The following is a 22056-nucleotide window of genomic DNA, read 5'->3' as shown; positions in this document are numbered from 1 at the left end:
GATTTAAAGTGGCGCGGCCGCTCACCCTCCACCCCTTCAACGCCTCCCTGTGCTTTCGCAGCACGTCTCTTCTTCTATTAAGGGTGCCTATGTCGGCGGTTAGAAGCTCCGTTGCAGCCTTTTAGCAACTAAGATACCTAGCTTTCATATCTGAAAGCCAGGGCTTTGCTCAGGAAAAGTGGTTCGTATCGAGGTGTTTGGCGCCAACCAGAGAAGGACTTGTAGAAATTCGTCAATGACAATGGTATTATGAAATGATAATTGCCTCTTTCATTGATAAAAGTATATTAGGCAATATACGGATGGGCACGATGGAAACACACCTCAATTTAAACATGGCTGCGCGTCTTCTGGAAGCAATTGGCCCTGCGATCATTCGTGGCGATTACGACCAGCGCCCTTTTCCTAATGAGGCGGAGTCGACGGATGTTTTCGGTGTCAGTCGTACAGTCGTACGAGAGGCTGTCAAAAGCCTGATGGCAAAAGGTCTGCTGGATTCGCGCCCTCGCGTCGGCACTCAAGTCCAGCCAGTCGCGAAGTGGAACCTTCTCGATGCCGATGTCATGCGCTGGATTGTTGATTCCCCAAATTCAGATGTTTTTTTGCGGGAATACGCGGACTTGCGCAGGGGCCTGGAACCAATGGCTGCCGGTTTGGCGGCTAAGCTGGGCTCACCATCGGCTCTATCTCAGATCGAAAGTGCATTTGCTGATCTTAAGCTGGCTCAAAGCCAGGATGAAAAAGTCTCAGCAATCAGGCGGCTACATGATGGCGTAATAGAGGGTTCGGGAAACCTCTTTTACGTCCGTCTTCAGGCAACGATGTCGGTGGTCTTTAATCGGTTTGCCAAAGATGTGTTGCCAACAGTTGTCGTAAATCTTGACCAATATGCTGCGGTTATAAATGCCATCCGTGCGCGGGATATAAATCGCGCTGAAACCGCGATGCGCTGGCTGCTTGACGATGAAAGCAGGAGCCTTGAGGCCAGAAGAGACTCGAATCCGCTGGCAGATGTCCGATCTGTAAACGGATAGTCACGGTATGAGACGTCCTGGTTCCTTGTAAAATTAGCGGACGAGCTTCAGCAATGGTTGCGACATGGCTGTGGGCCGTAAAGACAACCTGTCGACGGTCACGCGGCCTTTGGCTCCCAATTCACGGCTGATTTCCGCACATTTTTCAGCGACAAGTTTTGACACCTGGGAGATTTGCAGGCCGAGCCCGGAATGCATGAAGGGCACGGTGAGAACGCCCTTAATGCCGAGCTCGTCGAACACCGGACCCGAGATATCGGTGACGCCGGGAAGAATCTCACTCTGAGCAATGCTGAAGCCATTGCGACGCGCTTCCTCAGCCGATTCATAAAAATCAGACCATTTTTGATCGCCAATGTTACGCTTTAAAATTGGGGAGAGTCGATCGCGCATGTCCATGGTTTCTAAGCCGAACAGGACCTTTCCAGCGGCGGAAGACGTCATGTGGCTTCGGAAACCTGGGCGAACGCTGAAGTTCACAGCAGCAGGTGCATCAACGGAGGCAATGACGACGAGTTGGTCGTCGGCAGCTGCGGACACATGACATGCGAGTTCCGTGCTCTCCGCAAGCGAGCGCATGTGGGGAAGTGCGTGATTGACGAACTGACGCAAGACGTGGGAGCTACGTGCAATCGTTAGCAGCTTGGTACTGAGTTCGTAGCCTGTGCCGTCCAATGCGGGCGCCAGATAGCCGCGGTCTATAAGAACCTGGAACATCCGGAATAATTCGTTCATGGAGCGAGACAGGTTTTTGGAGACAGCTGACAATGTCATCGGACCGTCCGCTTCTGCCAATGCCTCTAGGATGTCTAAGCCCTTCTCGAGCGCTGGCGCGTGATACTGTCTTGCGCCTGTAGCCGATGAATTCCCTTGTTCGAAAACCGACATTTCTGAGTTCCATCCGAAGGCTCTTTTGCTAATTCTATGTCGCCTCGCTGAAATTGCAAAGATAAAGTTATGCAATTGCATAAAAGCTCGTTAAGCTCGTGGTGCGGTTGCTAGCGGGAGGGAGATTGCATGGAAGGCACACCAGATAAAACGATTACACTTCAGGACGTTGCAGCACGGGCGGGCGTTTCGACGTCCACGGCGTCGCGAGCGCTCGCGGGCAATCCTGTGATTAGTGAGGCGGTTCGACAATCCGTGATGGAGGCTGCGCGAGGCATGCAGTATTCGATACCGCTTCGAAAGCCGCGCTCGAAGCATGTTGTCGACCTTGTAACCGTAGTTATGCCCCCGGTGGGCGCGCGCGTCTTTCCGGATCCTTTCATCCTTGAACTGCTCGGGGGCATCGCACTGGCCATGCGCGAAAGAGGCCGCGACCTGGCCTTGGCTCATGTCGTGCCAAACAATGACGACACTCTAAATGCGTTGTTGAAAAGCAACTCAAATGGCGCGTTTATCGTTCTCGGGCAGAGTCAATACCATAGCGCCCTCAATCGACAATTTCGGCAAGGAAGGGCCTTCGTGGTGTGGGGGCCGGAAATTGACGGGCAGCTTTACTGTTCCGTTGGCGGCGACAATTTCGCAGGTGCTGTGAAACTGACGCGACATTTGCTCAGGTCAGGGCGTAAACGGATCGTCTTCCTTGGTCTTGCGCCATTTGAGGCTATTACCGAGCGATGCAGGGGGTATAGATGGGCTCTCGAGGAGGCAGGCCTCCCAATCGACCCACGTCTCATCCGCTCGGCCGACATAGGTTATGATGATGCATTCGATCCGGTGAATGACTTGCTAGATGGTTCTGTTCCATTTGATGCCATCGTCGCTTCGACCGATATGATCGCGCTTGGCGCAATCGCTGCGTTGCGACGACGGGGGATTGATGTGCCGGCGGATGTCGCAGTTGTGGGCTATGATGACGTCGCCCTTGCTCGCCATGCCACGCCCGCGCTTACGACCGTTCGTCAAGACGTGGTACGAGCGGGGCAGCTACTGGTTTCAAAGTTGTTTCGAAGGGAAGCCGGTTTGTCGGCGGCTTCGGAGCGGTTGCCAACGGAAATGGTCGTGCGGGACTCGTGCGGTGGGTAGGTTTACGGTCTTCAAGCCCATTATCGGTCCCGTTTTAGGGTTGGCAGCTTACAGTCTCTACTCGCTTGGGGATGCCAGCATCCGAGGGATCGGAACCAGTCTTCCCCCCTTCGAACTGGCATTCGTCGGGGCTGTAGTTTCCCTTATGTTGTCACCCTTGGTGTTGGGGCGATCCTTGAGTGCCATCGAACTTGTACGTCCTCACAGGTGGTGGCGCTGGTTGCTCAGAGGCTGTTTTGCGGTTGGCGGGACGGTTTCGGGAATTTATGCCTGGAGCCGGCTGCCGCTCGCCGAAGCGGCCGCGATCTTGTTCCTCGCCCCCTTGCTGACCTCCACGCTTATTCCATTTTGCCTTCGCGAGAAAACCACTCTTCTCAATTGGCTGGCTTCGCTGATCGGCTTTCTAGGCGTGCTTATCGTTCTGCGACCGGGTTTGCGCGAACTCAATTCCGGCCATTTAGCGGCCCTTGTCTGCGCCCTTTGTGGGGCCGGCACGGGTCTTCTTCTGCACGCCACGCGTGACGAGGAAAGTGCGGCGTCGATGTATGGCGCCTCAGCCCTTTCGGTCTTGGCAATCAGTGGTATTGCCGCCGTGAGCCATTGGGTTTCCCCAAGCGGTAGTGCGTTCTGGCTTATTGTGGCTTATGCCAGCTGTGGGGCGCTGGCCAATGTCGTTTTGATGTACGCCTGGCGCCGCGGCCCCGCCTTTTCCGTCGCTTCAACGCAGTATTCGCAATTGCTTTGGAGCATTGGACTCGGTTTCGTCTTTTTTTCCGAGACGCCTGACGTTGCGACACGTGTCGGAGTTACAGTCATTGCGCTGGCTGGTATTTGGCCGCTGCTTAAACACACGAACGACTCAGTGAACTAGACCTGACGCGTCCTCCCGTAGAGGACGTTTCGGGGGGCACTTTTTTCGACAACAGTTCTAAGGTGGGCGCTCGACGCGCGACCCAAGTGGTACAACCTTAATGCTGCAGCTTGTGCCATTATAGTCAATTTCCCTTTCCGCTTTAAAGGTTTGTTATTCGCATGTGGCGAAAATACAATTGTTCCATATTATGAGAGTATGATAATATGAATGAGTTGATCTGCTAATTGTATTATATTATATGCAGATGGCCGGGCGGTGCGTTTCACGCACTGCGGTGGCCAGTTAGATCAAATTGCATCGCAAACGAATGTACGCAGGTTCGGCGCAATGCCAGGGAGACGAACAATGAAAAGAAACAAAGGGACGCGCGCTGCGCGGCTCGCGGCAAGTACATCGCTTATCGTGCTCAGTATGGTTGCCGTTGCGCCAGCAGTTGGCTTTGCGCAAGACCAAACCGGTGCCACTGCTAGCGCGACTGGGGCAGGGACAGACGAGACCGTTGTGGTCGTAACCGCGCGACGAAAAGCGCTGCAAAATGCAACCGAGCGCAAGAAGAATTCGGATACAGTGATCGACTCAGTCGTTGCTGATGAAGCCGGCAAATTGCCGGACACCTCCGTCACGGAAGTCCTCTCGCGCGTGGCCGGCGTGACGATGGTCCGCTTCGGCAGCCTCGGAAGCCCCGATCAGTTCTCCTGGGAAGGCACGGACGTGCAAATCCGCGGCTTGTCTGGCATCACCGGGCTTCTGAACGGCAGGGAAATCTTCTCGGCCAACGGCGGAAGCGGTCTAAGCTGGGGTGAAGTGACCCCAGAAATGATGTCGGCCGTCGACGTCTATAAGGGTAGCAATGCGCGCCTCATCGAAGGTGGCTTGGGTGGTTCAATCGATTTGCGTACCCGCATGCCGTTCGACTACGGGAAGCCGGAGATCGGTATCAGTGCGGCGTATAGCTATGGCGACTTGGTCAAAAAGGGTTCGCCAAGTGGTTCGGTTCTTATGACCCGTCGCTTCGACACACCCATTGGTGAAATGGGTGTGCTGGTGGATGTTGCGCGGGCTGAGTTCCAATCCGCCGACAGTTTCATGCGCAGCGAACCATACTATCAACAAACGGTCGGGGGCCAAAAACGCTATGTGCCCGGCGGATTTGACTACGGCAACGACACATTCGATCGTACGCGCACGGGTTTCTATGAGGCTTTCCAGTGGAAGCCAAACGACCAATTGACGCTTTACCAGACCGTCTTTGCGTCAAACTACAAGACGGTAAATGGCGGCGGCGGGGTTTTTGCCGATGTTTCCTTTGGACAAAACGGTGGCTTGCCTGCGCCGGTTACCTTCGCCGACGCACAATTCGATTCGAACGGATTGTTCGTCTCCGGCACACTGGCCCACGACGGTAGTTCAGTTGGCAACAGCACCACCTGGGCACCTGGCAGCGCCAACAACTCTACCCCCAGCGAGAACACGACCGCGGATTTCAGCCAAGGATTCACATGGAACGGTGAACGTCTGAAACTGGCTGGCGCCCTGCAATACGTCGCCGCCTGGCATAAGGCTGAAGACTACGGCATGGGCATCGGTGAAGGTATCAACCTCACCACAATGCACATGGACCTCACTGGAGATTTGCCGGTTAATACCATTGCGAACTCGAATACGGCCATGGTGGATTCCGCTCACGCTGCCGCGAACTCCATCGTCTGGAATGTGCAAAAGAATGAAGCGCATATGACAGCGGTGAATCTCGACGCCACTTACGAGCTCGGCGACGGCTTCTTCCGGGACGTTAAGGCGGGTGTGCGTTACGCAGATCGCGCTGAGACGGACACCTTCACTGGAACCTGGTGGTCAGCCATTAACGAATCGTGGAACGGCGCTCAAAAGACGGTCGCGCAGTCGCCGGCCGAAGACTGGGCCGTCTACAGCTTCCCCAACTTCTTCAAGGGGGATATTCCCGTTCCGGGCAGCTACATATTCTCCTCCCCTTCGACGGTAATCTGTGGCTCGTGCCTGACGCATAATATCGTCACCTATGGCAGCGCGGAATTCCCGAAGGGCGCTGCAACAACGATTGCTGATCTGGGCGCACCACAGACCAACAATATCCGGATTGAAACTGCGTCGGTTTACGGCGAAGTGCGGTTTGCCAGCGACTCAAGCTGGTTTGGCGGGGCTCCGTTCACCGGTAATTTTGGCCTGCGCGTGGTTCAGGATACCGTACATAGCCGTGGCACTTTCACAGTCAATACGGCCGCGCCGTTCTTCCTGTCACAGGCAGACGCCAATACCGCCTACGCTCAGGTCGGGGGGACGCCGGCAGCCGCACAAGCCTATATGGCTGCCAACAACGGCAACATGCCGCTGAGCTACAGGCGTGATGCGTCAGTAAGTACGCCGGTCGGTGGCGATATTAAGTATACCCGTGCGCTTCCGTCCGTCAACTTCAGTTTCAAACCGGACGACGTCTGGCTTATCCGCTTCGCTGTCAACCAATCTCTAAGTCCCCCAAGCTACAGCGATGATCGTGTCGGTGGTAAAGTGAGCATTAGTACCTCGACGAACGCCAATAATGCGGCGATCACTTCTGGTCCGCAGATGCCTGGCATTTTCTCCGGCTACAGCGGAAGCATCTCGCAGCTGTTGAAGCCGCAAGTGTCAACGAACGAAGACCTGTCGATTGAATGGTATCCGAAGCCAAGCCTAACGGCGCACCTCGACCTGTTCAACAAGTCGATCAAGGATTTCATCGTTTTCAACCAGTCTATATATAACATTTCAGGCCAGTATACTCAGTACGGCTCCACCTCTTCGTCAGATGTACAAGGCGCCTTGCAGGTCGTTCAAAACTTCAACTCGAACGAAAAGACGAACATCAGGGGCTTTGAACTGGGAGCGCGAGCTTTCTTCGACCAACTCCCGTCACCGTTGGATGGTTTGGGCATCGAAGCCAACTACACTCATGTTGATAGCAGGGCTCCGTCATTGCGCGCAGTCGGTATGGATGGCAACACGATACCGGACATCACCGTGCCTGGCCTTTCGAAAGAAGCTTATAATATCAATCTTCTATACGACAAAGGCCCCTGGGATGCACGGCTGGCATACAGCTGGCGTGGTGATTATCTGGCCACCACGACGGGCAACGGTACCAATAGCTGGTATAATCTCCCTGGCGCAGCAGATGATCCGGTCTACTGTAAGCGCGGCGCTGATGTCGTTTGTTACTCTCTGCCAATTTATGGCTCTGCGTATGGACAGCTTGATGGCAGCGTCAGTTACAAGGTGAACGACCGTGTCCAGGTGTCATTCCAGGCGTCGAATCTGCTGGATGGTGTTCCAAAGACGAAAATGGAAGTCGTTCAAGGGATATTCGCGACCCGCAGCTGGTTTAAGAGCGATCGCCGCTACGAAATCAGTCTACGGATGAGCTACTAACCACGGCGGCCGGCCTCCGGTGCACATCGGAGGCCGGCTTGATCCTGATATTCGTCTTGAAACGAGGGCGCAGTGGCTAAGAGTATAATTATTGTGGGCGGGGGCACCGCAGGGTGGATGACGGCCGCTTACCTCGCGCGCATGCTCGCCACGTCTACCCCCGGCGGCGCGAGAATTACCGTCGTTGAATCTGAAGATTTTGGCATTATTGGAGTGGGCGAAGGGACCTTTCCCAGTATCCGCAAGACGCTCGGCCGGATAGGTTTGGCCGAGGCGGATCTTATTCGCTCGGCCAACGCGACCTTCAAACAGGGCATCGCATTTGTAAATTGGCGGTCAACCGGTTCGGCGGGACCTGATCGCTACTTTCATCCTTTTCAGATAGCGGACCAGGGTAGCGGTCTGGATTTGCTTCCCTACTGGCTGGCAGGAGCGGCCAGCGGGCAAGATTGGGCGTCGGCGAGCAACGTGCAGATGCGCGTCGCCGATGCTTACAGGGCGCCAAAACTCATTACGCATCCCGAATACGCTGGCCCTCTTAATTACGCCTATCATTTCGACGCGGTCGCATTTGCCGGATTACTTAGGTCGCGCGCTATCGAGCAAGGTGTTACTCATGTTTTCGATACGATCGACAACGTCACAATGGCTCCAACGGGAGAAATCGAAAGTCTCGTGGGTCGGAAGACGGGTCGCCTCACGGCCGACCTATATGTCGACTGCACGGGGTTTCGTGCACAACTGATCGGCCAGGCGATGGGCGTTCCCTTTAAATCATTCAAGTCGCAGTTGTTCACCAACCGCGCCGTTGCCATCCAGGTCCCGTACGACGACCCGGCAGCGCCTATACCCTCCTATACGAAAGCGGTCGCGCAGACGAACGGTTGGATTTGGGATATCGGGCTTCAAGAACGCCGTGGCACGGGGTATGTCTATTCGTCTGACCACACAAGCGACGAGGCCGCTGAAGCGTGCCTGCGCACCTATATCGGCCATGCCGCAGACGATCTTCCGAGCCGGATACTCAAATTTGAAGCGGGCTATCGTGAGGTCCAGTGGAAAAAAAATTGCGTCGCAGTCGGTCTGTCTGCTGGTTTCATCGAGCCGCTCGAAGCGACTGGCATTGGCTTCGCGGAGATCGCAGGCGTCATTCTGGCGGCTTTGTTTCCATGGTCTGACCAGTGTGACAGCGGCGCTGAGCAGTTCAACGCGCAAATGCGCGAGCGGTATGCGCACGTCATTGACTTTATCAAGCTGCATTACTGTGTGAGTAACCGTCGCGATACCGATTTCTGGCTTGATAATATTAATCCGGGATCGATCAGCGACGGTCTTCGAGATCGCCTGGAACAGTGGAAGTACAGGGCCCCGTCGTTCATCGACGTCGATCTCAAGCATGACATCTTCACGGAGCACAACTGGCAATACGTCTTATATGGCATGGGTTACAAGACCATCTTGGGCGATCGTATCGCGGCGCTCCGATATTTTGACGAGGCCCGTGCCGAATTCCAGGAAATTCAGAAACAGGCCGAATACGCACTGACGATCATGCCGGAACATCGGTCTCTCGTCGAGCTGGTTCGCCGCCAGGGCTTTACCCCGAAAAGGGCGGCGTAAGTATGGTCAGTGGGGACGCAGCTTTTGATCGCGGCGGTGACAACACACGGATTGAGCGTGTCGTGATAGTGGGCGGCGGCACGGCCGGATGGATGACCGCTGCCGCGTTAGCAAAGACGGTGCCCGCGCACGTCAAGATCGTGCTTATTGAGTCGGAGGAAATTGGGACTGTCGGCGTCGGTGAGGCGACGATACCGTCGATCCGGACCTTCAACAATATCCTTGGCTTGGACGAGTTCGACTTCATCCGTTATACGCATGCCACCTACAAGCTCGGCATCGAGTTTGTCGATTGGAACAGGCTGGGCGAGAGGTACTTCCATCCCTTTGGCGATCACGGACGGCACACGCAGGAGTTTAAATTTCTACAGTTATGGCTCCGGTTGAAGTCTGGTTATGCCAGGGGAATGTGCCCGGACCCTGGGCCAATCAGTGATTATAATCTCTGCTCAGTAGCTGCGGCGCGAGGCCGGTTTCTAACGACCAACGGGGCGACAAGCACGCCCGGTCCTTCTTTGCGGTACGCTTTCCATTTCGATGCCTCGTTATATGCAAAATATCTGCGCCGTTACGCAGAAGGGCGCGGTGTCACCCGCATCGAAGGTCGCATTGCCGGTACGGACCTAAGGTCGGATGATGGCTTTATCTCATCCGTGACCCTCGACGACGGCCGGACAATCGCGGCAGATTTATTCGTTGACTGCTCAGGATTCCGGGGACTGCTCATAGAGGGACACCTAAATGCCGGCTTTGAAAGCTGGAGCCAGTTTCTGCCGTGTGATCGTGCGGTTGCAGTTGGAAGCGAACCCCTTTCAGATTTCCCGCCCTATACCCGCGCGACCGCTGACTCTGCGGGCTGGCGGTGGCGTATCCCGCTACAACATCGTGTCGGGAATGGTTATGTTTTTTCGAGTGACCACATAAGCCAAGACGAAGCTACCGCTAGGCTGTTGTCGCAGATCGAGGGCAAGCCGATCAACGACCCGCATTTGATCACGTTTACGGCCGGTCACCGTCGTTCGATGTGGGTGAAGAACTGTGTGGCCATCGGCCTTTCCGGAGGCTTCATTGAGCCGCTGGAATCGACCGGCATTCATCTTATTCAGACGGGCATTGCGAAGCTCCTTTTATTTTTTCCGGACAAAAGGTTTGCACAGGCGAATATCGATGAATTCAATGTGGCGACGCTGCTGGAATACGAGGCCGTGAGAGACTTTATTATTTTACATTACTGCGCCACGGAGCGCTCTGATTCTTCATTTTGGCGGGAGCGCGGTGCAATGGTTATACCGGAACGTCTCAAGGCACGGATGTCGCTCTTCTGTTCAACGGGACGAATTTTCCGATATCAAGACGAACTGTTCACGGACGACAGTTGGTTAGCGGTGATGCTCGGCCAAGGCGTGACACCCAAAAGCTACGATCCACTCGTCGATAAGATCCCTTTGCCCGAAATAGCAAAAAACGTTGCACGCCTTCGGCAGATCACCGCGCAGGTTGTAGACTCGATGCCTTCGCACCGGGACTTCATCAGGCAATATTGTGGCGCAGCGACGGTGGACTAATTGCGACGGGTTCCCTCGTAGCATGCGCGGCCGAAGGTGTAGGTTGGCCTTGGCCTCAAAAATTAAATTTAATCAGGAGAGTAGTGTGCCGAAGCACCTTGGATTGACGATATTATCAATGATAGCAATAGGTGCAGTAAATATTGTGCCGCGACTGGCTGTTGCGGACGTGCCGGGGGCCTCGACAAGAGCTTCCCAGCGCGAGCGCATTAACATCGATAAAGGATGGGCCTTTGCCTTTGGTAACGCCACCGATCCGTCGAAGGATTTCAAGTACGGTCTAAGGCCTTTTTTCTTCGCCAAGGCAGGATATGGCGACGGGCCGGCGAACTCCGACTTCGACGACGCCGCTTGGCGGCGCGTCGATCTGCCCCACGACTGGGCCGTGGAATTGCCGTTTGACGCGCGCGGCAATGGTAACCATGGCTCAAAAGCCATTGGGCACGACTTCCCGGAAAATAGTGTCGGATGGTACCGCAAAGTCATCGACGTGCCGGAGAGCGACCGTGGACGCAGGATATCGATCGATTTCGATGGCGTCTATCGCAACAGCGTAGTCTGGGTAAACGGGCACTATATCGGGACTGAACCGAGCGGGTATTCGGGCTTCGGCTATGACATCACGGACTATCTCAACTACGGCGGCCGTAACGTAATTGCTGTGCGTGTCGATGCGACAGTTGAGGAGGGATGGTTTTACGAAGGTGCCGGAATTTACCGTCACGTCTGGCTTTCGAAGACCGATCCGCTACATGTCGGCAAGTGGGGCACTTTCGTTAGGCCGACGGTCGACAAGGGGGGGGCGACCTTAGACATCGATGTAACGGTCGATAATGATGCGAAGACCGATGGCACATTTAGTTTGCTTCAGGATGTTGTTGGTCCAGATGGGCAACGGGTCGCACACGCTGAGATGACAGGCTTGACGGTCAAGGCGGCGTCGGACGGAACTTTTCATGGCTCGGTCAAGGTGACCGCGCCTCATCTGTGGTCTCCGGACACTCCGGACCTCTACCATTTAAAGACAACCATTGTGAGTGAGGGCCGGACTGTCGACACGTACGATACGACCTTCGGTATTCGCACGATAACGTTCGATGCCAATAGCGGCTTTTTCCTGAATGGAAAGCCGATGAGACTCAAAGGCACGAATAACCATCAGGATCACGCCGGCGTCGGCACGGCCATGCCTGACGCGCTTCAGGCTTGGCGCCTTAACCAACTCAAAGGCATGGGCTCAAACGCTTATCGCACATCGCATAATCCACCTGCGCCGGAACTATTGGACGATGCCGATCGCATTGGCATGATGGTCTTAGACGAGCATCGCATGATGGGGACAACGCCGGAGATTCGCGGGCAACTAGAACGCTTGATTATTCGTGACCGCAATCACCCCAGTGTCATCCTGTGGTCGGTAGGGAATGAAGAATGGGCGCTTGAGGGCACGCCCCTTGGAACCCACTTAGCTGACGAGATGCAAGACATCGTCCACCGCCTGGATCCAAGCCGCCGCACGACGGTGGCGGCGAGCAGCTCCGGTCGCGGTGTGTCGGTTTCGGCCGATGTCATCGGCTTCAACTATGGCGCCCAGCACGATGTGGATGCGTTTCATCAACGTTTTCCGGAAAAGCCCGCGGCGATGACTGAAGAGGGTTCGACTTTATCGACGCGCGGTATTTACTTCGATGATCGGTCCAAGGTGCATCTGAACGCATACGACCGGCAAGGGCGGCCCAGCTACTCCCTCAGTATCGAGGAGGGCTGGAACCATGTCATCGCTCGTCCCTGGATGTCTGGAATGTTTGTTTGGACAGGTTTTGACTATCGTGGCGAGCCAACCCCCTTTGGCTGGCCAGCTATTTCATCGCAATTCGGGATGCTGGACACGACCGGCGTCTACAAAGATAGCGCTTACTACCTAAAGTCCGTATGGACGACTGCGCCCATGGTCCACCTTCTGCCGCATTGGAATTGGCAGGGGAAAGAAGGCCAGCCGATCGATGTTCGCGTATATAGCAATGCACAGGCCGTCGAGCTCTTTCTCAACGGCAAATCCCTTGGCCGAAAGACAATGGTCGCAAATTCACACCTTCAGTGGGATGTGCCTTATCAGGCAGGGAAACTGGAAGCACGGGCTTACAGCGATGGGAAGCTTGTAGCCAACGCCATAGTGTCCACAAGCGGAAGAGCGGAAAAGGTGGCTCTCACGCCTGATAAACATAAACTCGCAGCTGACGGAACCGACGTCTCGGTGGTCTGGGTCAACGTAGAAGACAAGGTGGGGGGGATCGTACCGACCGCATCGGACAGGATCAAGTTCGACGTTACGGGGCCGATCCGAATTATCGGTGTAGGCAACGGAGATCCTGGATCGCACGAGGCGGACAGAACCGTCGACCGTTATGAATTCCTGCCTGTTTCACAGTGGCGAAGCCTCGCTGTCGACGGAACTGGTGACCAGACGGAAGTCGCTGAGGCCGTTGATACCACCTCCTGGCGCGATCCGTTGCAGTGGCTTCCGCCCGAAGCTCAGCCGCCAGTGACGGCTGGTTTGGTGTTACGTGGTCAGTTTTCGCGTCCGACGACACAGCCTGGCGACAAGGTAAGCTTGTTCGTAGCTGATCTTGCACCCTCGCAGAGGGTATATGTCAATGGCCTGCCTGTGGAGACAACGGTGGTCGACGGCAATCGTCAGGTTGTTCTGGACGTGGACGGATTGAAATCTGAAAACAGCTTGAGTTATGTCATTCCGACACCCAAAGGCGGCGTACCGTCCTTGGCGGACGTCTCGGTAGGCGGCAGCCGTTGGGGTGTCGTTCGGATCAATCACCCCGCAGGTCCATGGCAGCGCAGCGTGTTCAATGGCTGGGCCCAAGTGATTGTTCAGTCTACGGGCGTTCCGGGTCGTGCCACCCTTAAGGCATCAGGGGAAGGATTGTCCGCCGCGACCGCGCAGTTTGACGTTAAGTAGCGATCAAGGACACAGGAAATAATGGAAATGACGGTACAATTTGCTTGTCATTTCGTAGGTAATATTATATTATAATTGCATCCGATTTTCTTTCCTCCGAAATGCGAGAGCTCCCCTGACTCTAGCACCGGAGCACTTAGGCCCTCCTTCGGGAGGGCCTTTTTTGCCTTTTGCATGTAAAATCAGGGGCAGGCACATGCCCGATGATAAGCAATCCAACGCAAGGTATCTTGACTTAATTTTACATAATATCATAGCATGTAAGGGCCGGCCGAGTTTGCCAGTCGTTCGCATTGCGGGGAACTCTACTATCAAGCAGCCGGCCTAAGAGTTTAGTCGAACGACTACCGGGTAGCACGTAGAGTAGCTAAGCGGCCACATTGACCTGGGCCTATCAGGCCGGTCTTGAAACAATTCATGTCGTTCGCGACTGTGCTCAACGAGGAAACAAATGAACAAAACTGCCAGTTCCAGTCTAGCCCGCACGGGCGTTCTCGCAGCTTTGGCGTGGGCAGTCATAACGCCTCATGCGCTTGCGCACGATTCCCTTGGGTTAACGGCCCCGAAGCCGAACCTGGCGGCGACGCCACCCATGGGATGGAATTCGTGGAACAAGTTCGCCTGCAATGTCGACGAGGCCAAGGTTCGCGCCGTCGCTGACTCTATGGCGGCAAACGGTATGAAGGATGCTGGCTACAAGTATGTCATCATTGATGATTGCTGGCAGACTGAGCGAGCGTCAGATGGAACTATACAGGCTGACGTGAAGAAGTTTCCGGCCGGTATTAAGGCGCTGGCCGACTACGTCCATTCCAAAGGCTTGAAATTTGGCCTTTACTCAGACGCCGGCGCGCTGACTTGCGGTGGCCGTCCTGGCAGCGCAGGTCACGAGTTCCAAGACGCTCGAACCTACGCTGCCTGGGGCGTTGATTACCTTAAATATGATTGGTGCAATACGGGTACGCGTAACGCGGAGGCCGCGTATACGATAATGGCGAAAGCCTTGCGGGCCTCAGGTCGGGACATTCTCTTATCGATCTGCGAATGGGGCGACAACAAACCACGGGAGTGGGCCCCGAAAGTGGGGCATATGTGGCGAACCACTGGCGACATCCGGGATTCCTGGAGCCAGGATCAAGGAAACAATCATTCCTTTTTGTGGATACTCGACAAGCAAGAGGAGCTCTGGAAAGACTCCGGACCAAACCAATGGAACGATCCAGATATGCTTGAGGTCGGCAATGGTGGTATGACTACCACTGAATACCGGGCGCATTTTTCAATGTGGGCTATGCTCGCCGCGCCATTGATCGCTGGAAATGATCTGTCCACGATGACCGAGGATACACGATCGATTCTTATCAATAGGGACGTCATCGCAGTGGACCAGGACAGTCTTGGCCAACAAGCGCGCAAGGTGAGCGATGAAGGTGACTTCGAAATCTGGGAACGCGCTCTCAAGGGAGGTGAGAAAGCCGTGGTGCTCTTAAACCGCTCCGAAGGTTCTAAGTCAATGTCCGTGAACTGGGAAACATTAGGCTGGCCAGCCGGGTTGAAGGCAACCACCACGGATCTTTGGTCAAAGCAGGTCATTAAAGCGGTAACAGGCAAGTATACTGCGGATGTTCCCGCGCACGGGGCCACAATGATCCGGATAACGCCGACACTTTGAGTGGAATGTCACTTTCCTGCAGGAGCAAATATTAATGACGGTCTTTCGACTGAGTTCAAGCCTAGCCGACCGCCTTATTGGTCATGCTCCATACTGCACGCTTTCTGAAGAATGATCGACCGCCAATAGTTCTGAACAAGAGCCTCTAAGCGCTTGTAAGTTTAGGAAACTGGCACTGCTATGGCACATTGCGATGCCGTCGGGAGGGGGCATATACTTCATCAGTTTTGAGTGATATTCAACAGTCTGATCTTCTCGTCACCGCCCCATTTCAACCTGGAAGCGCGGAGGATGATGGTGAAATCGTGCCGTACTGTCGATCCGCGGTGACTTTATTCGCGAAAGCGAACCTGTCCCGTCCCGTCAGCAGACGTCGTCAGTTTGCCTCCAATGGGAGGGATTGGCCGGTCGCTTAATCGAAAAGCCCCGGTCGCCATTTGGCAACCAGGGCTTCGCCGCTTAGCAGATGATATACCGGATTAGAAGCGGTAGGATGTGACGACTTTCCACGATCTGCCGATCAATGGACGGGCCACGCCCACGTAACGACCGTCGCTCATCGTCGTGTTCGCGTTAATCGAACCGCCCTCAGTGAATGACGATGCGTCGTTTAGATTGTCGATATGCAGTTGCAGATCGAGGCGATCGGTGACGCTCCACAGGGCCCCGGCGTTGACTTGCGTGTATGCCGGATAGATGGCGGTGTCATCGTTTCCTGCAAAGCGCTCACCGTAATAGTACGCCTGACCGTAAATTGTCAGAGGTATGCTGGTAAAGGTGTACGATGGACGGAAGTTGACGACCGTCTTGGGCTGGCGTTGCGGCACATAGCTGCCGACGGCGACGGTGTGGTAGCTGCCGTTGATAATGCCGTCACGGTAGGCGACATCATTGGAGATCTTCGGATCCTGCAAGACAATGCTGCCCTGGATTTTGAGACCGGGGAGGTAATCCGGATGATAGTAATATTCGAACTCCACGCCCTTGTTTTCTAACTTGTTGTGGTAGCTGTCACGAACGACGGGACAGTTTGCCGGAGTCGGTACGGTGGAGCAGGGCGTGCCACCGACGGATGCGCTCAGATCGACGAGTGTTGACCCGAGAATTTCTTTCGCTTCGAAGTCGATATAAAACCCGGACAGCGAGATTGCGAACTGGTTATTGGCGAACCGAATTCCGCCTTCATACTGCATGATGTGTTCGACTAGGTTTCCCTGGGCAACTGCACCTGTCGAAGCATTGGTTGCCGGTCCTCCGAAGATATAATCTTCAAATCCCGGAAGGCGGAACGATTTTGCGATAGTGGCATAAATCGCTGTGTCGCCCTCTCCAGATTTGCCGCCTGACAGGCGGTAGTTAGCGCCCAGAGACCATCCGGTGCCTTGATACTTTTGATGATCGTATTGAGGGGCGCCGTTCGGAATAGCCACGTTCTTATAGGCCAACGAGTCGTTTGTTGAGCCGACCGTCACATTATTCGGGGTGACATTAGCCGAAGTGTTGCCGGGGTTAAAGGAATTGGTCGTGACGCGGTTGATCACAAGTTCTTGCCATCGCACGCCGGCGTCAATATTCAGACGGTCGTCGAGCAAGGTCAGGTGATCGAGGAAATAGAGGGCCTTAGTTTGCTCTGATGATGTCGCACCCAGACCAAACAGGGCCGGACTGACGATGCTGTCCTTTGTGATCGAGGGACCAACCTGCTGGCCATTTGCATCGACGGCGTAGAAATCGACTTTGCGCGAGCTGTCTTCGATCGTCGAGTATGCGCGGGCAAAAACGGAGAAGACGTCATAGGTGTAATGGCTGTTGTAGACGCCAAACGTCAAATCGTGGCTAGACCAGCCCAGGTCAAGGTTCTTCGCCAAGCGAAGATCGGACACAAGCGTTGTCGCTTCAACGAAGCCTCGCACCGGAACGTTATTGGCCAGGTACGCTGGCGCGGCTTTTGCGGTCGTAAGATCGGTTCCGGTCACGCTATCGGTATAGTAGGCTTTCACGGCCACAGCGTTCTGATACCATGGCGCGTATGGGGCGCTGTGGATCAGCCCATTGAAACCTGTGTCTCCGCTGTTTCGCGGATTACCATTGATCAGGTAGGAGGTGTCTACCGGAGGATCCTGGAACATCGCGCTGAAGCCGTTCGAGCCTTCGGTAGAACGAATGTTGGCGTTGAATTTCCAGCCATTACCGAACACCTTCTCGACTTCGGCCGTGAAGATGTCAAACTTGGGATGTATGCCATCCTTAATGTCCAAGGTGAATTGCTTACCCGAAGCATCGTAGAGCTGGTAGAAGCTGGTTTGATTGGAGACGGGCGTGCCCGTTCCAAAATCCAGCCCCAGGTTTTGAATAAGATCCGTGTCGACCGTAAATGGCGCTGCGGTCGTCCCAGGAGTCGCGGTGGCGGGAACCGCGTAGGGCACGTTCTGATAAAAGGCCGTGCGGTCATCTATGTGCTGCCCCATCAGCAATACGGTGAGCGAGCCGTCGTCACTCGTGTATTTCAGGTTGCCGCGGATTTGACCTCCGGCATTCGCCGTGAAACCTGGGTCACGCACGCCGTTTGACGTGCGGTAGAAGCCACCAACAGCGAATGTCAGATTTTTGGTCAGCGGACCCGACACGAACAGATCGTTGCGCACACGGTCGTCGCTGCCAAGTTCCAGTTTGTATCCGCCTTCGAATTCGTCGGTGCCGGTGCGGGTGATATAGTTCACAGCGGCGCCAAGGGCATTCGAATAGAGGATGCCGCCGGGGCCACCTTTAACCGCTTCGACTCGTACTGTCATAATATCCGGCTTGATGAAGACGTCGTTGTTCATGAACGGCGCTTCGGGTTCCTCGTAGGCGGGCAAACCGTCGATCAGATTGGGGACGTAACGGTAACCGCCGGCTTGCGGCAGGCCGCGAACCTGGACGTTGTTATGCGTTTCGCCTGCCGTGCCGCCTTCGGGTAAGAAGCCGGGAATGTTCGCAAGCAGCTGAGCGGTGCCGCTCGCCGCAAGGATCTGCATATCCTTTTCAGTGATCGTGCTGGTCGAGATGGTCGATTGAACCTTCTTCGTTTTCATTGTCACGCCCGTGACGATGACCTCGGTTGTGTCGGCTTCCGCGGGGGCTGCGGCCGGTTGGGACGTTTCCTGACCATACGCCAAAGTTGGCAAGACGGTGGCTGCGAGCAGCGTCGAAACCGCAAGCACACTGACTGTGCCTATGAGGTGCCTTTTCATTTTCGTTTCCTGTTAGAGCTATTTTTTCTTTTGCATCGATGGATCGTTGCGACCGATTTTAGGTCACGTTGAAGCACCAACAAAAACGATAGGCTCAGACAGTTTTACTTAAGTCAATATGCCGTACTTAAATTTGAGATAGTGTTTTTTTTGAGAAAGCAGCGGACTAAAATGCGGCTTAAAAAAATTATATGTGAAAACATAGGGTTTATTAGAATTGATGATGCAGATTCGGAGGGGGGGCAGATTGCAAAAATCATCAGATTAGGACGTGGATGTGACATTGGCGCATCAAGAGACGCGGGGCGCCGCTCATGCAGCCAAACGGTATTGCCTCGGCGACTCGGAGGCCGCATCGCCAAAAACCGCCAAAAGGAGGCAAAATCAAAAAGCGGTTTAGGCAGCTTAGCTGAAAGTCGCTTTAAGTTGACGCATCCGGAAGGATCACACCTTTGCGGAGACTAATATTGCCATAAAGGCGTCCTTCGCCGCTTGCAACAATGGCAAAAGCGTTCTTTATGCGCTCGTAGAAGGGCGGACCTAAAATTGGCGAAAGTTGAATGCCCGCGTCGTGGGCGTCGATACTCGTCTGGAATTTGGCATATATCGGTTCAATGCGCTCACAATCGCCAAACGCGCACGGACGAAAGGCCGATTCAGGCACGTCGCGGTCTAGGGCATAACGGATAATACAGCTTCCAAAATTCGGGGAGCGCCATGGCCATCCATCCGAACCAATCGCTTCGCATGACTGAGGGCGGGAGAGTTGGCGTCGACGATAGCTATCTCATCGCCGTGGCCCATGGACGGCAAAATCCCCAGCAATTCCGGTCCCAACAGAGAATCCAAACCTTCAGCATCCTAATAAGCTCGTCTCATTTTTGGGGCTTTAGCAGGATACGGAAAAAGGCGCTCGCTGCGAGCGTATGGACGCACCGATCTGGGACGTCACGGTATTCACCAAGAACCGTGATTGGCTCTTGGCTGCCGACATCGCCGCCAAGTTCCTGGCCGCCTTGCTGAGCCAGCCGCGAGTTAAGGCTCTCTTGTCGGACGAGCGCTTCTCGGTCGACGGCACCTTGATCGAAGCCTGGGCGACCATGAAGAGCTTCAAGCCCAAGGACGAGACCGATGGTGGCGACGCTGACGGGAGCGGCTCTGGCGCTGAAGCGAAGCAGCCGCCAAAGGCCACCGCACGCAACCCCTAGCGCGATTTCCACGGCGAGAAGCGCAGCAACGCAACTCACGCGTCGACCACCGACCCGGATGCCAGGCTTTACAAGAAGGCCCGTGGCCAGGCGGCCAAGCTTTGCCATATGGGTCACGTGACAATGGAAAATCGCAATGGTCTAGTCGTCGACGCCACGCTGACCCATGCAAGCGGAACCGCGGAGCGCGAGGCCGCACTGGATATGCTTGGCCGCATGGAGGGGCGTCATCGCATCACATTGGCTGCAGACAAAGCCTACGATACGGCCGACTTCGTTGCCGCCTTGCGGGACATAAAGGTTACGCCACACGTCGCGCAGAACACGACGAACCGACGCTCGGCCATAGACGGTCGGACCACCCATCATCCCGGCTACGCCGTCAGTCAGCGCATCCGCAAGCGCATCGAAGACGTGTTCGGCTGGGCCAAGACCAGCGGCGGAATACGCAAGACACGCCATCGCGGAAAGGATCGCGTCGGCTGGATGTTCACCCTGACAGCCACCGCTTATAATCTGGTGAGGCTACCAAATTTGCTGACGACAGCATAATCGCGTCCGCAATCCGCCGAAAGAAGCCGGATTAAGACAAAATCGGCCGAGAAGGCCGCTGAAAAGGCCTCATCACGGCTCATCTTCGAACCGGCTAGTGACGATCGGTGAAAAATTGGCGCTATTTCCGCAGCCTGTTAAGTCAACCCGACACGCGACAATCATGTTCTTTACCGCTGCTCTACCACTGGCAACTGACGATCAGGCGGTTAAGGGTTCTGCTTTCAAAAGCGTGTCCCAATCGTTCGCAAATCTGGCTTGCATTGGCAGGCTGGCCGCGCCAACCACCCGCGCGGAATAACCAAGTGTGCCTGTAGCATATTCGAAGTCACTTAGACCCGTCGTCGGTAATGTCGATGTCTTAGCGCGGACGCTTTCAACGATGAGCGCCCGCACACGCGGGGGGAGCGACCCATCGATGATGATTTGAGGAACGTCTGTTATGGCCGCCGCATTGATGCAAGCTGACGCGAGATGGCTTGCGACATGCTCCACCCATGGAAGCACATGTGCATCCATGGACGTCCAGTCGTCATCGGGCGCCCAAATGGGTGATGTATCGCGATCGTGGGCCGTCAAGTCGTGAACCAGTGAAATGATAGAGGTGACAGACAAGAGCTGCCGCGCTTCAGATCCGTTCCGCCCATCCGCTATCAGCATGGACCCGATGGCTCCTGCATTTTGACGTGAGCCTGAAACGATCTTGCCATTCAGGACAAGGCCACCCCCTATAAAGGTACCGAGGTAGACATAGAGGAAGTCACTTGCTTTTTCTCCTTGCCCAAAAATCAATTCCCCATTGCACGCCGCGGCCACGTCGTTGGAAATCATAACCGGCAGGCTTATGGATTTCTCCAACTCAGATTGAACGTTGAAATTCTTCCAACTGGCGATCTCGTCATCTGGAGCGTCGAACTCCTGCCCCCAGCGCCAAAGCTCGTTCGGCATGGCGACGCCCATACCTACAACCTTCTCCATGATAGATACCGAAATTTCGCGCCGCAGCGTTTCCAAGGCTTCGTCGACAAAAGTCACCATGGTTGTAGGCGTTGGATAATCTATATGCTGTCTGTGCAACTTTAAAATGGCGCCGGCGAAGTCCATCAACACAAGCTCGTAGCTTTTCCGACCAATCTTGAAACCGATAGAATAGGCTCCATCCGGATTGAGCAGGAAGGGAACTTGCGGTTGACCGATTCGACCGCGCACGGGAGCCCCCTTCAGCAACAGTCCATTTGATTCCAACCTGCCGATGACATCCGTCACCGTTTGCTTGGACAATCCGGTCGCCTGCGTTAATTCTACCTTGGACAGAGCACCTTTGCTTCTAAGGATCGACAGCACCAAACGCTCGTTATAAGCGCCAACGGCGACGATGTTGCTTCCTCTGTTCGTTCTATTGTTAGGCAGGCTATTAATCATCGATCTCACTGGAAATCTTAAGTGTTAGTCGGATCTGCGTCTTACAAGATTTGCGTGGTTAGCGCAGTTATCGCCATTGCATAGTGTCGTAGCCACGGCAAAAACGCAACAAAGCGAAATTTATGTAAGTCCGGCATATTAGGTCGTGTCCCACAGCGTGGTGTAATTGGTTGAGAGCGTAGCGCTAGGCTCGCTGCCCGTCCAAAGGGCAAAGCGAGCCTCAGCGAAGCGGGGTTGGCCATCAGTGATTTTCGGATATGGTTTGGGTTCCTACACTCATTCCAGAGACGAAAGACCACCGATGACCAACGATATGATGGCCCTGAAAGGGCTTGTTGAAAAGACCTCCGACAGCGATTTGTTGCGCGACATGATCAGCTTTACGGCTGAACGCTTGATGGCGCTGGAGGTGAGCGGCATGACCGGTGCC

The 22056-nt window shown here is 54.9% G+C and carries 13 protein-coding genes and 2 pseudogenes; 10 read left to right on the top strand and 5 right to left on the bottom strand.

All coding sequences use genetic code 11. The features are described from left to right. Nucleotides 1-311 precede the first annotated feature (311 nt). The gene (locus B060_RS25295; RefSeq protein WP_162149140.1) at nucleotides 312-1034 is read left to right on the top strand and encodes a FadR/GntR family transcriptional regulator; all 723 of its coding nucleotides are present in this window, start codon (nucleotides 312-314) and stop codon (nucleotides 1032-1034) included. A gap of 33 nt (nucleotides 1035-1067) precedes the next feature. On the opposite strand, the gene B060_RS25290 is transcribed toward B060_RS25295, so the two are convergent. Next, nucleotides 1068-1922 carry an IclR family transcriptional regulator gene (locus tag B060_RS25290; RefSeq protein ID WP_018083543.1) on the bottom strand — a complete coding sequence of 285 codons (855 nt, stop codon included), beginning with the start codon at nucleotides 1920-1922 and terminating at the stop codon, nucleotides 1068-1070. Nucleotides 1923-2051: 129 nt separating this feature from the next. Between B060_RS25290 and B060_RS0119750 the strand changes: the two genes are divergently transcribed. The 7 genes from B060_RS0119750 to B060_RS0119720 all read left to right on the top strand — a co-directional run bounded on the left by B060_RS0119750 (nucleotide 2052) and on the right by B060_RS0119720 (nucleotide 15211). Continuing rightward, on the top strand, nucleotides 2052-3065 hold the full coding sequence (locus B060_RS0119750; protein WP_018083542.1) for a substrate-binding domain-containing protein: 1014 nt from the start codon (nucleotides 2052-2054) through the stop codon (nucleotides 3063-3065). After that, nucleotides 3058-3936 (top strand): DMT family transporter, encoded by an 879-nt coding sequence (locus B060_RS0119745; RefSeq protein WP_018083541.1) that lies wholly within the window; start codon nucleotides 3058-3060, stop codon nucleotides 3934-3936. The genes B060_RS0119750 and B060_RS0119745 overlap by 8 nt, the downstream gene beginning before the upstream one ends. A 348-nt stretch (nucleotides 3937-4284) precedes the next feature. After that, on the top strand, nucleotides 4285-7380 hold the full coding sequence (locus B060_RS0119740) for a TonB-dependent receptor (protein ID WP_157405679.1): 3096 nt from the start codon (nucleotides 4285-4287) through the stop codon (nucleotides 7378-7380). Between the two features lie 72 nt (nucleotides 7381-7452). After that, entirely contained in the window at nucleotides 7453-9000 is a 1548-nt protein-coding gene (locus B060_RS0119735; protein ID WP_018083539.1) for a tryptophan halogenase family protein, read from the top strand. A 2-nt stretch (nucleotides 9001-9002) separates the two neighbouring features. Then, nucleotides 9003-10565, top strand: coding sequence for a tryptophan halogenase family protein (locus tag B060_RS0119730; protein ID WP_018083538.1), 1563 nt, complete (start codon nucleotides 9003-9005; stop codon nucleotides 10563-10565). Between the two features lie 49 nt (nucleotides 10566-10614). Beyond that, complete coding sequence (galA, locus tag B060_RS0119725) at nucleotides 10615-13539, top strand: beta-galactosidase GalA (protein WP_244874642.1); 2925 nt, start codon at nucleotides 10615-10617, stop codon at nucleotides 13537-13539. Nucleotides 13540-13990: 451 nt separating this feature from the next. Next, complete coding sequence (locus B060_RS0119720) at nucleotides 13991-15211, top strand: glycoside hydrolase family 27 protein (RefSeq protein ID WP_018083536.1); 1221 nt, start codon at nucleotides 13991-13993, stop codon at nucleotides 15209-15211. Between the two features lie 479 nt (nucleotides 15212-15690). Here the strand turns inward: B060_RS0119720 and B060_RS0119715 are convergent, their stop codons facing one another. From B060_RS0119715 to B060_RS28515, 3 genes are all read right to left on the bottom strand, one after another. Continuing rightward, nucleotides 15691-18444: a TonB-dependent siderophore receptor gene (locus tag B060_RS0119715; protein WP_155847896.1), complete on the bottom strand. Its 2754-nt coding sequence runs from the start codon at nucleotides 18442-18444 to the stop codon at nucleotides 15691-15693. A 421-nt stretch (nucleotides 18445-18865) separates the two neighbouring features. Next, nucleotides 18866-19108 (bottom strand): RbsD/FucU domain-containing protein, encoded by a 243-nt coding sequence (locus B060_RS28265; protein WP_201768125.1) that lies wholly within the window; start codon nucleotides 19106-19108, stop codon nucleotides 18866-18868. 8 nt (nucleotides 19109-19116) lie between these two features. Continuing rightward, nucleotides 19117-19248: an RbsD/FucU domain-containing protein gene (locus tag B060_RS28515; RefSeq protein ID WP_413783257.1), complete on the bottom strand. Its 132-nt coding sequence runs from the start codon at nucleotides 19246-19248 to the stop codon at nucleotides 19117-19119. A 122-nt stretch (nucleotides 19249-19370) separates the two neighbouring features. Here B060_RS28515 and B060_RS25285 point away from each other — a divergent pair. Continuing rightward, nucleotides 19371-20204: pseudogene (locus tag B060_RS25285) on the top strand (IS5 family transposase); the annotation flags it as partial. A 201-nt stretch (nucleotides 20205-20405) separates the two neighbouring features. On the opposite strand, the gene B060_RS0119705 reads toward B060_RS25285, so the two are convergent. After that, nucleotides 20406-21626, bottom strand: a complete 1221-nt coding sequence (locus B060_RS0119705) for an ROK family transcriptional regulator (RefSeq protein ID WP_018083532.1) — start codon at nucleotides 21624-21626, stop codon at nucleotides 20406-20408. Nucleotides 21627-21927: 301 nt separating this feature from the next. Between B060_RS0119705 and B060_RS28110 the strand changes: the two are divergent. Further along, nucleotides 21928-22056: pseudogene (locus B060_RS28110) on the top strand (IS256 family transposase); the annotation flags it as partial.

The organism is Asticcacaulis benevestitus DSM 16100 = ATCC BAA-896 (genome assembly GCF_000376105.1).
GTDB lineage: Bacteria > Pseudomonadota > Alphaproteobacteria > Caulobacterales > Caulobacteraceae > Asticcacaulis > Asticcacaulis benevestitus.
Note: the sequence above shows the minus strand (reverse complement) of the source record. Positions and strands in the feature narration are given on the sequence as shown.

Bases quoted from the DNA above. Each gene is read 5' to 3' on its own strand.
- B060_RS25295 (WP_162149140.1), top strand. From the start codon at position 312: ATGGAAACACACCTCAATTTAAACATGGCTGCGCGTCTTCTGGAAGCA.
- B060_RS25290 (WP_018083543.1), bottom strand. From the start codon at position 1,922: ATGTCGGTTTTCGAACAAGGGAATTCATCGGCTACAGGCGCAAGACAG.
- B060_RS0119750 (WP_018083542.1), top strand. From the start codon at position 2,052: ATGGAAGGCACACCAGATAAAACGATTACACTTCAGGACGTTGCAGCA.
- B060_RS0119740 (WP_157405679.1), top strand. From the start codon at position 4,285: ATGAAAAGAAACAAAGGGACGCGCGCTGCGCGGCTCGCGGCAAGTACA.
- B060_RS0119730 (WP_018083538.1), top strand. From the start codon at position 9,003: ATGGTCAGTGGGGACGCAGCTTTTGATCGCGGCGGTGACAACACACGG.
- B060_RS0119720 (WP_018083536.1), top strand. From the start codon at position 13,991: ATGAACAAAACTGCCAGTTCCAGTCTAGCCCGCACGGGCGTTCTCGCA.
- B060_RS0119715 (WP_155847896.1), bottom strand. From the start codon at position 18,444: ATGAAAAGGCACCTCATAGGCACAGTCAGTGTGCTTGCGGTTTCGACG.
- B060_RS28515 (WP_413783257.1), bottom strand. From the start codon at position 19,248: ATGGGCCACGGCGATGAGATAGCTATCGTCGACGCCAACTCTCCCGCC.
- B060_RS0119705 (WP_018083532.1), bottom strand. From the start codon at position 21,626: ATGATTAATAGCCTGCCTAACAATAGAACGAACAGAGGAAGCAACATC.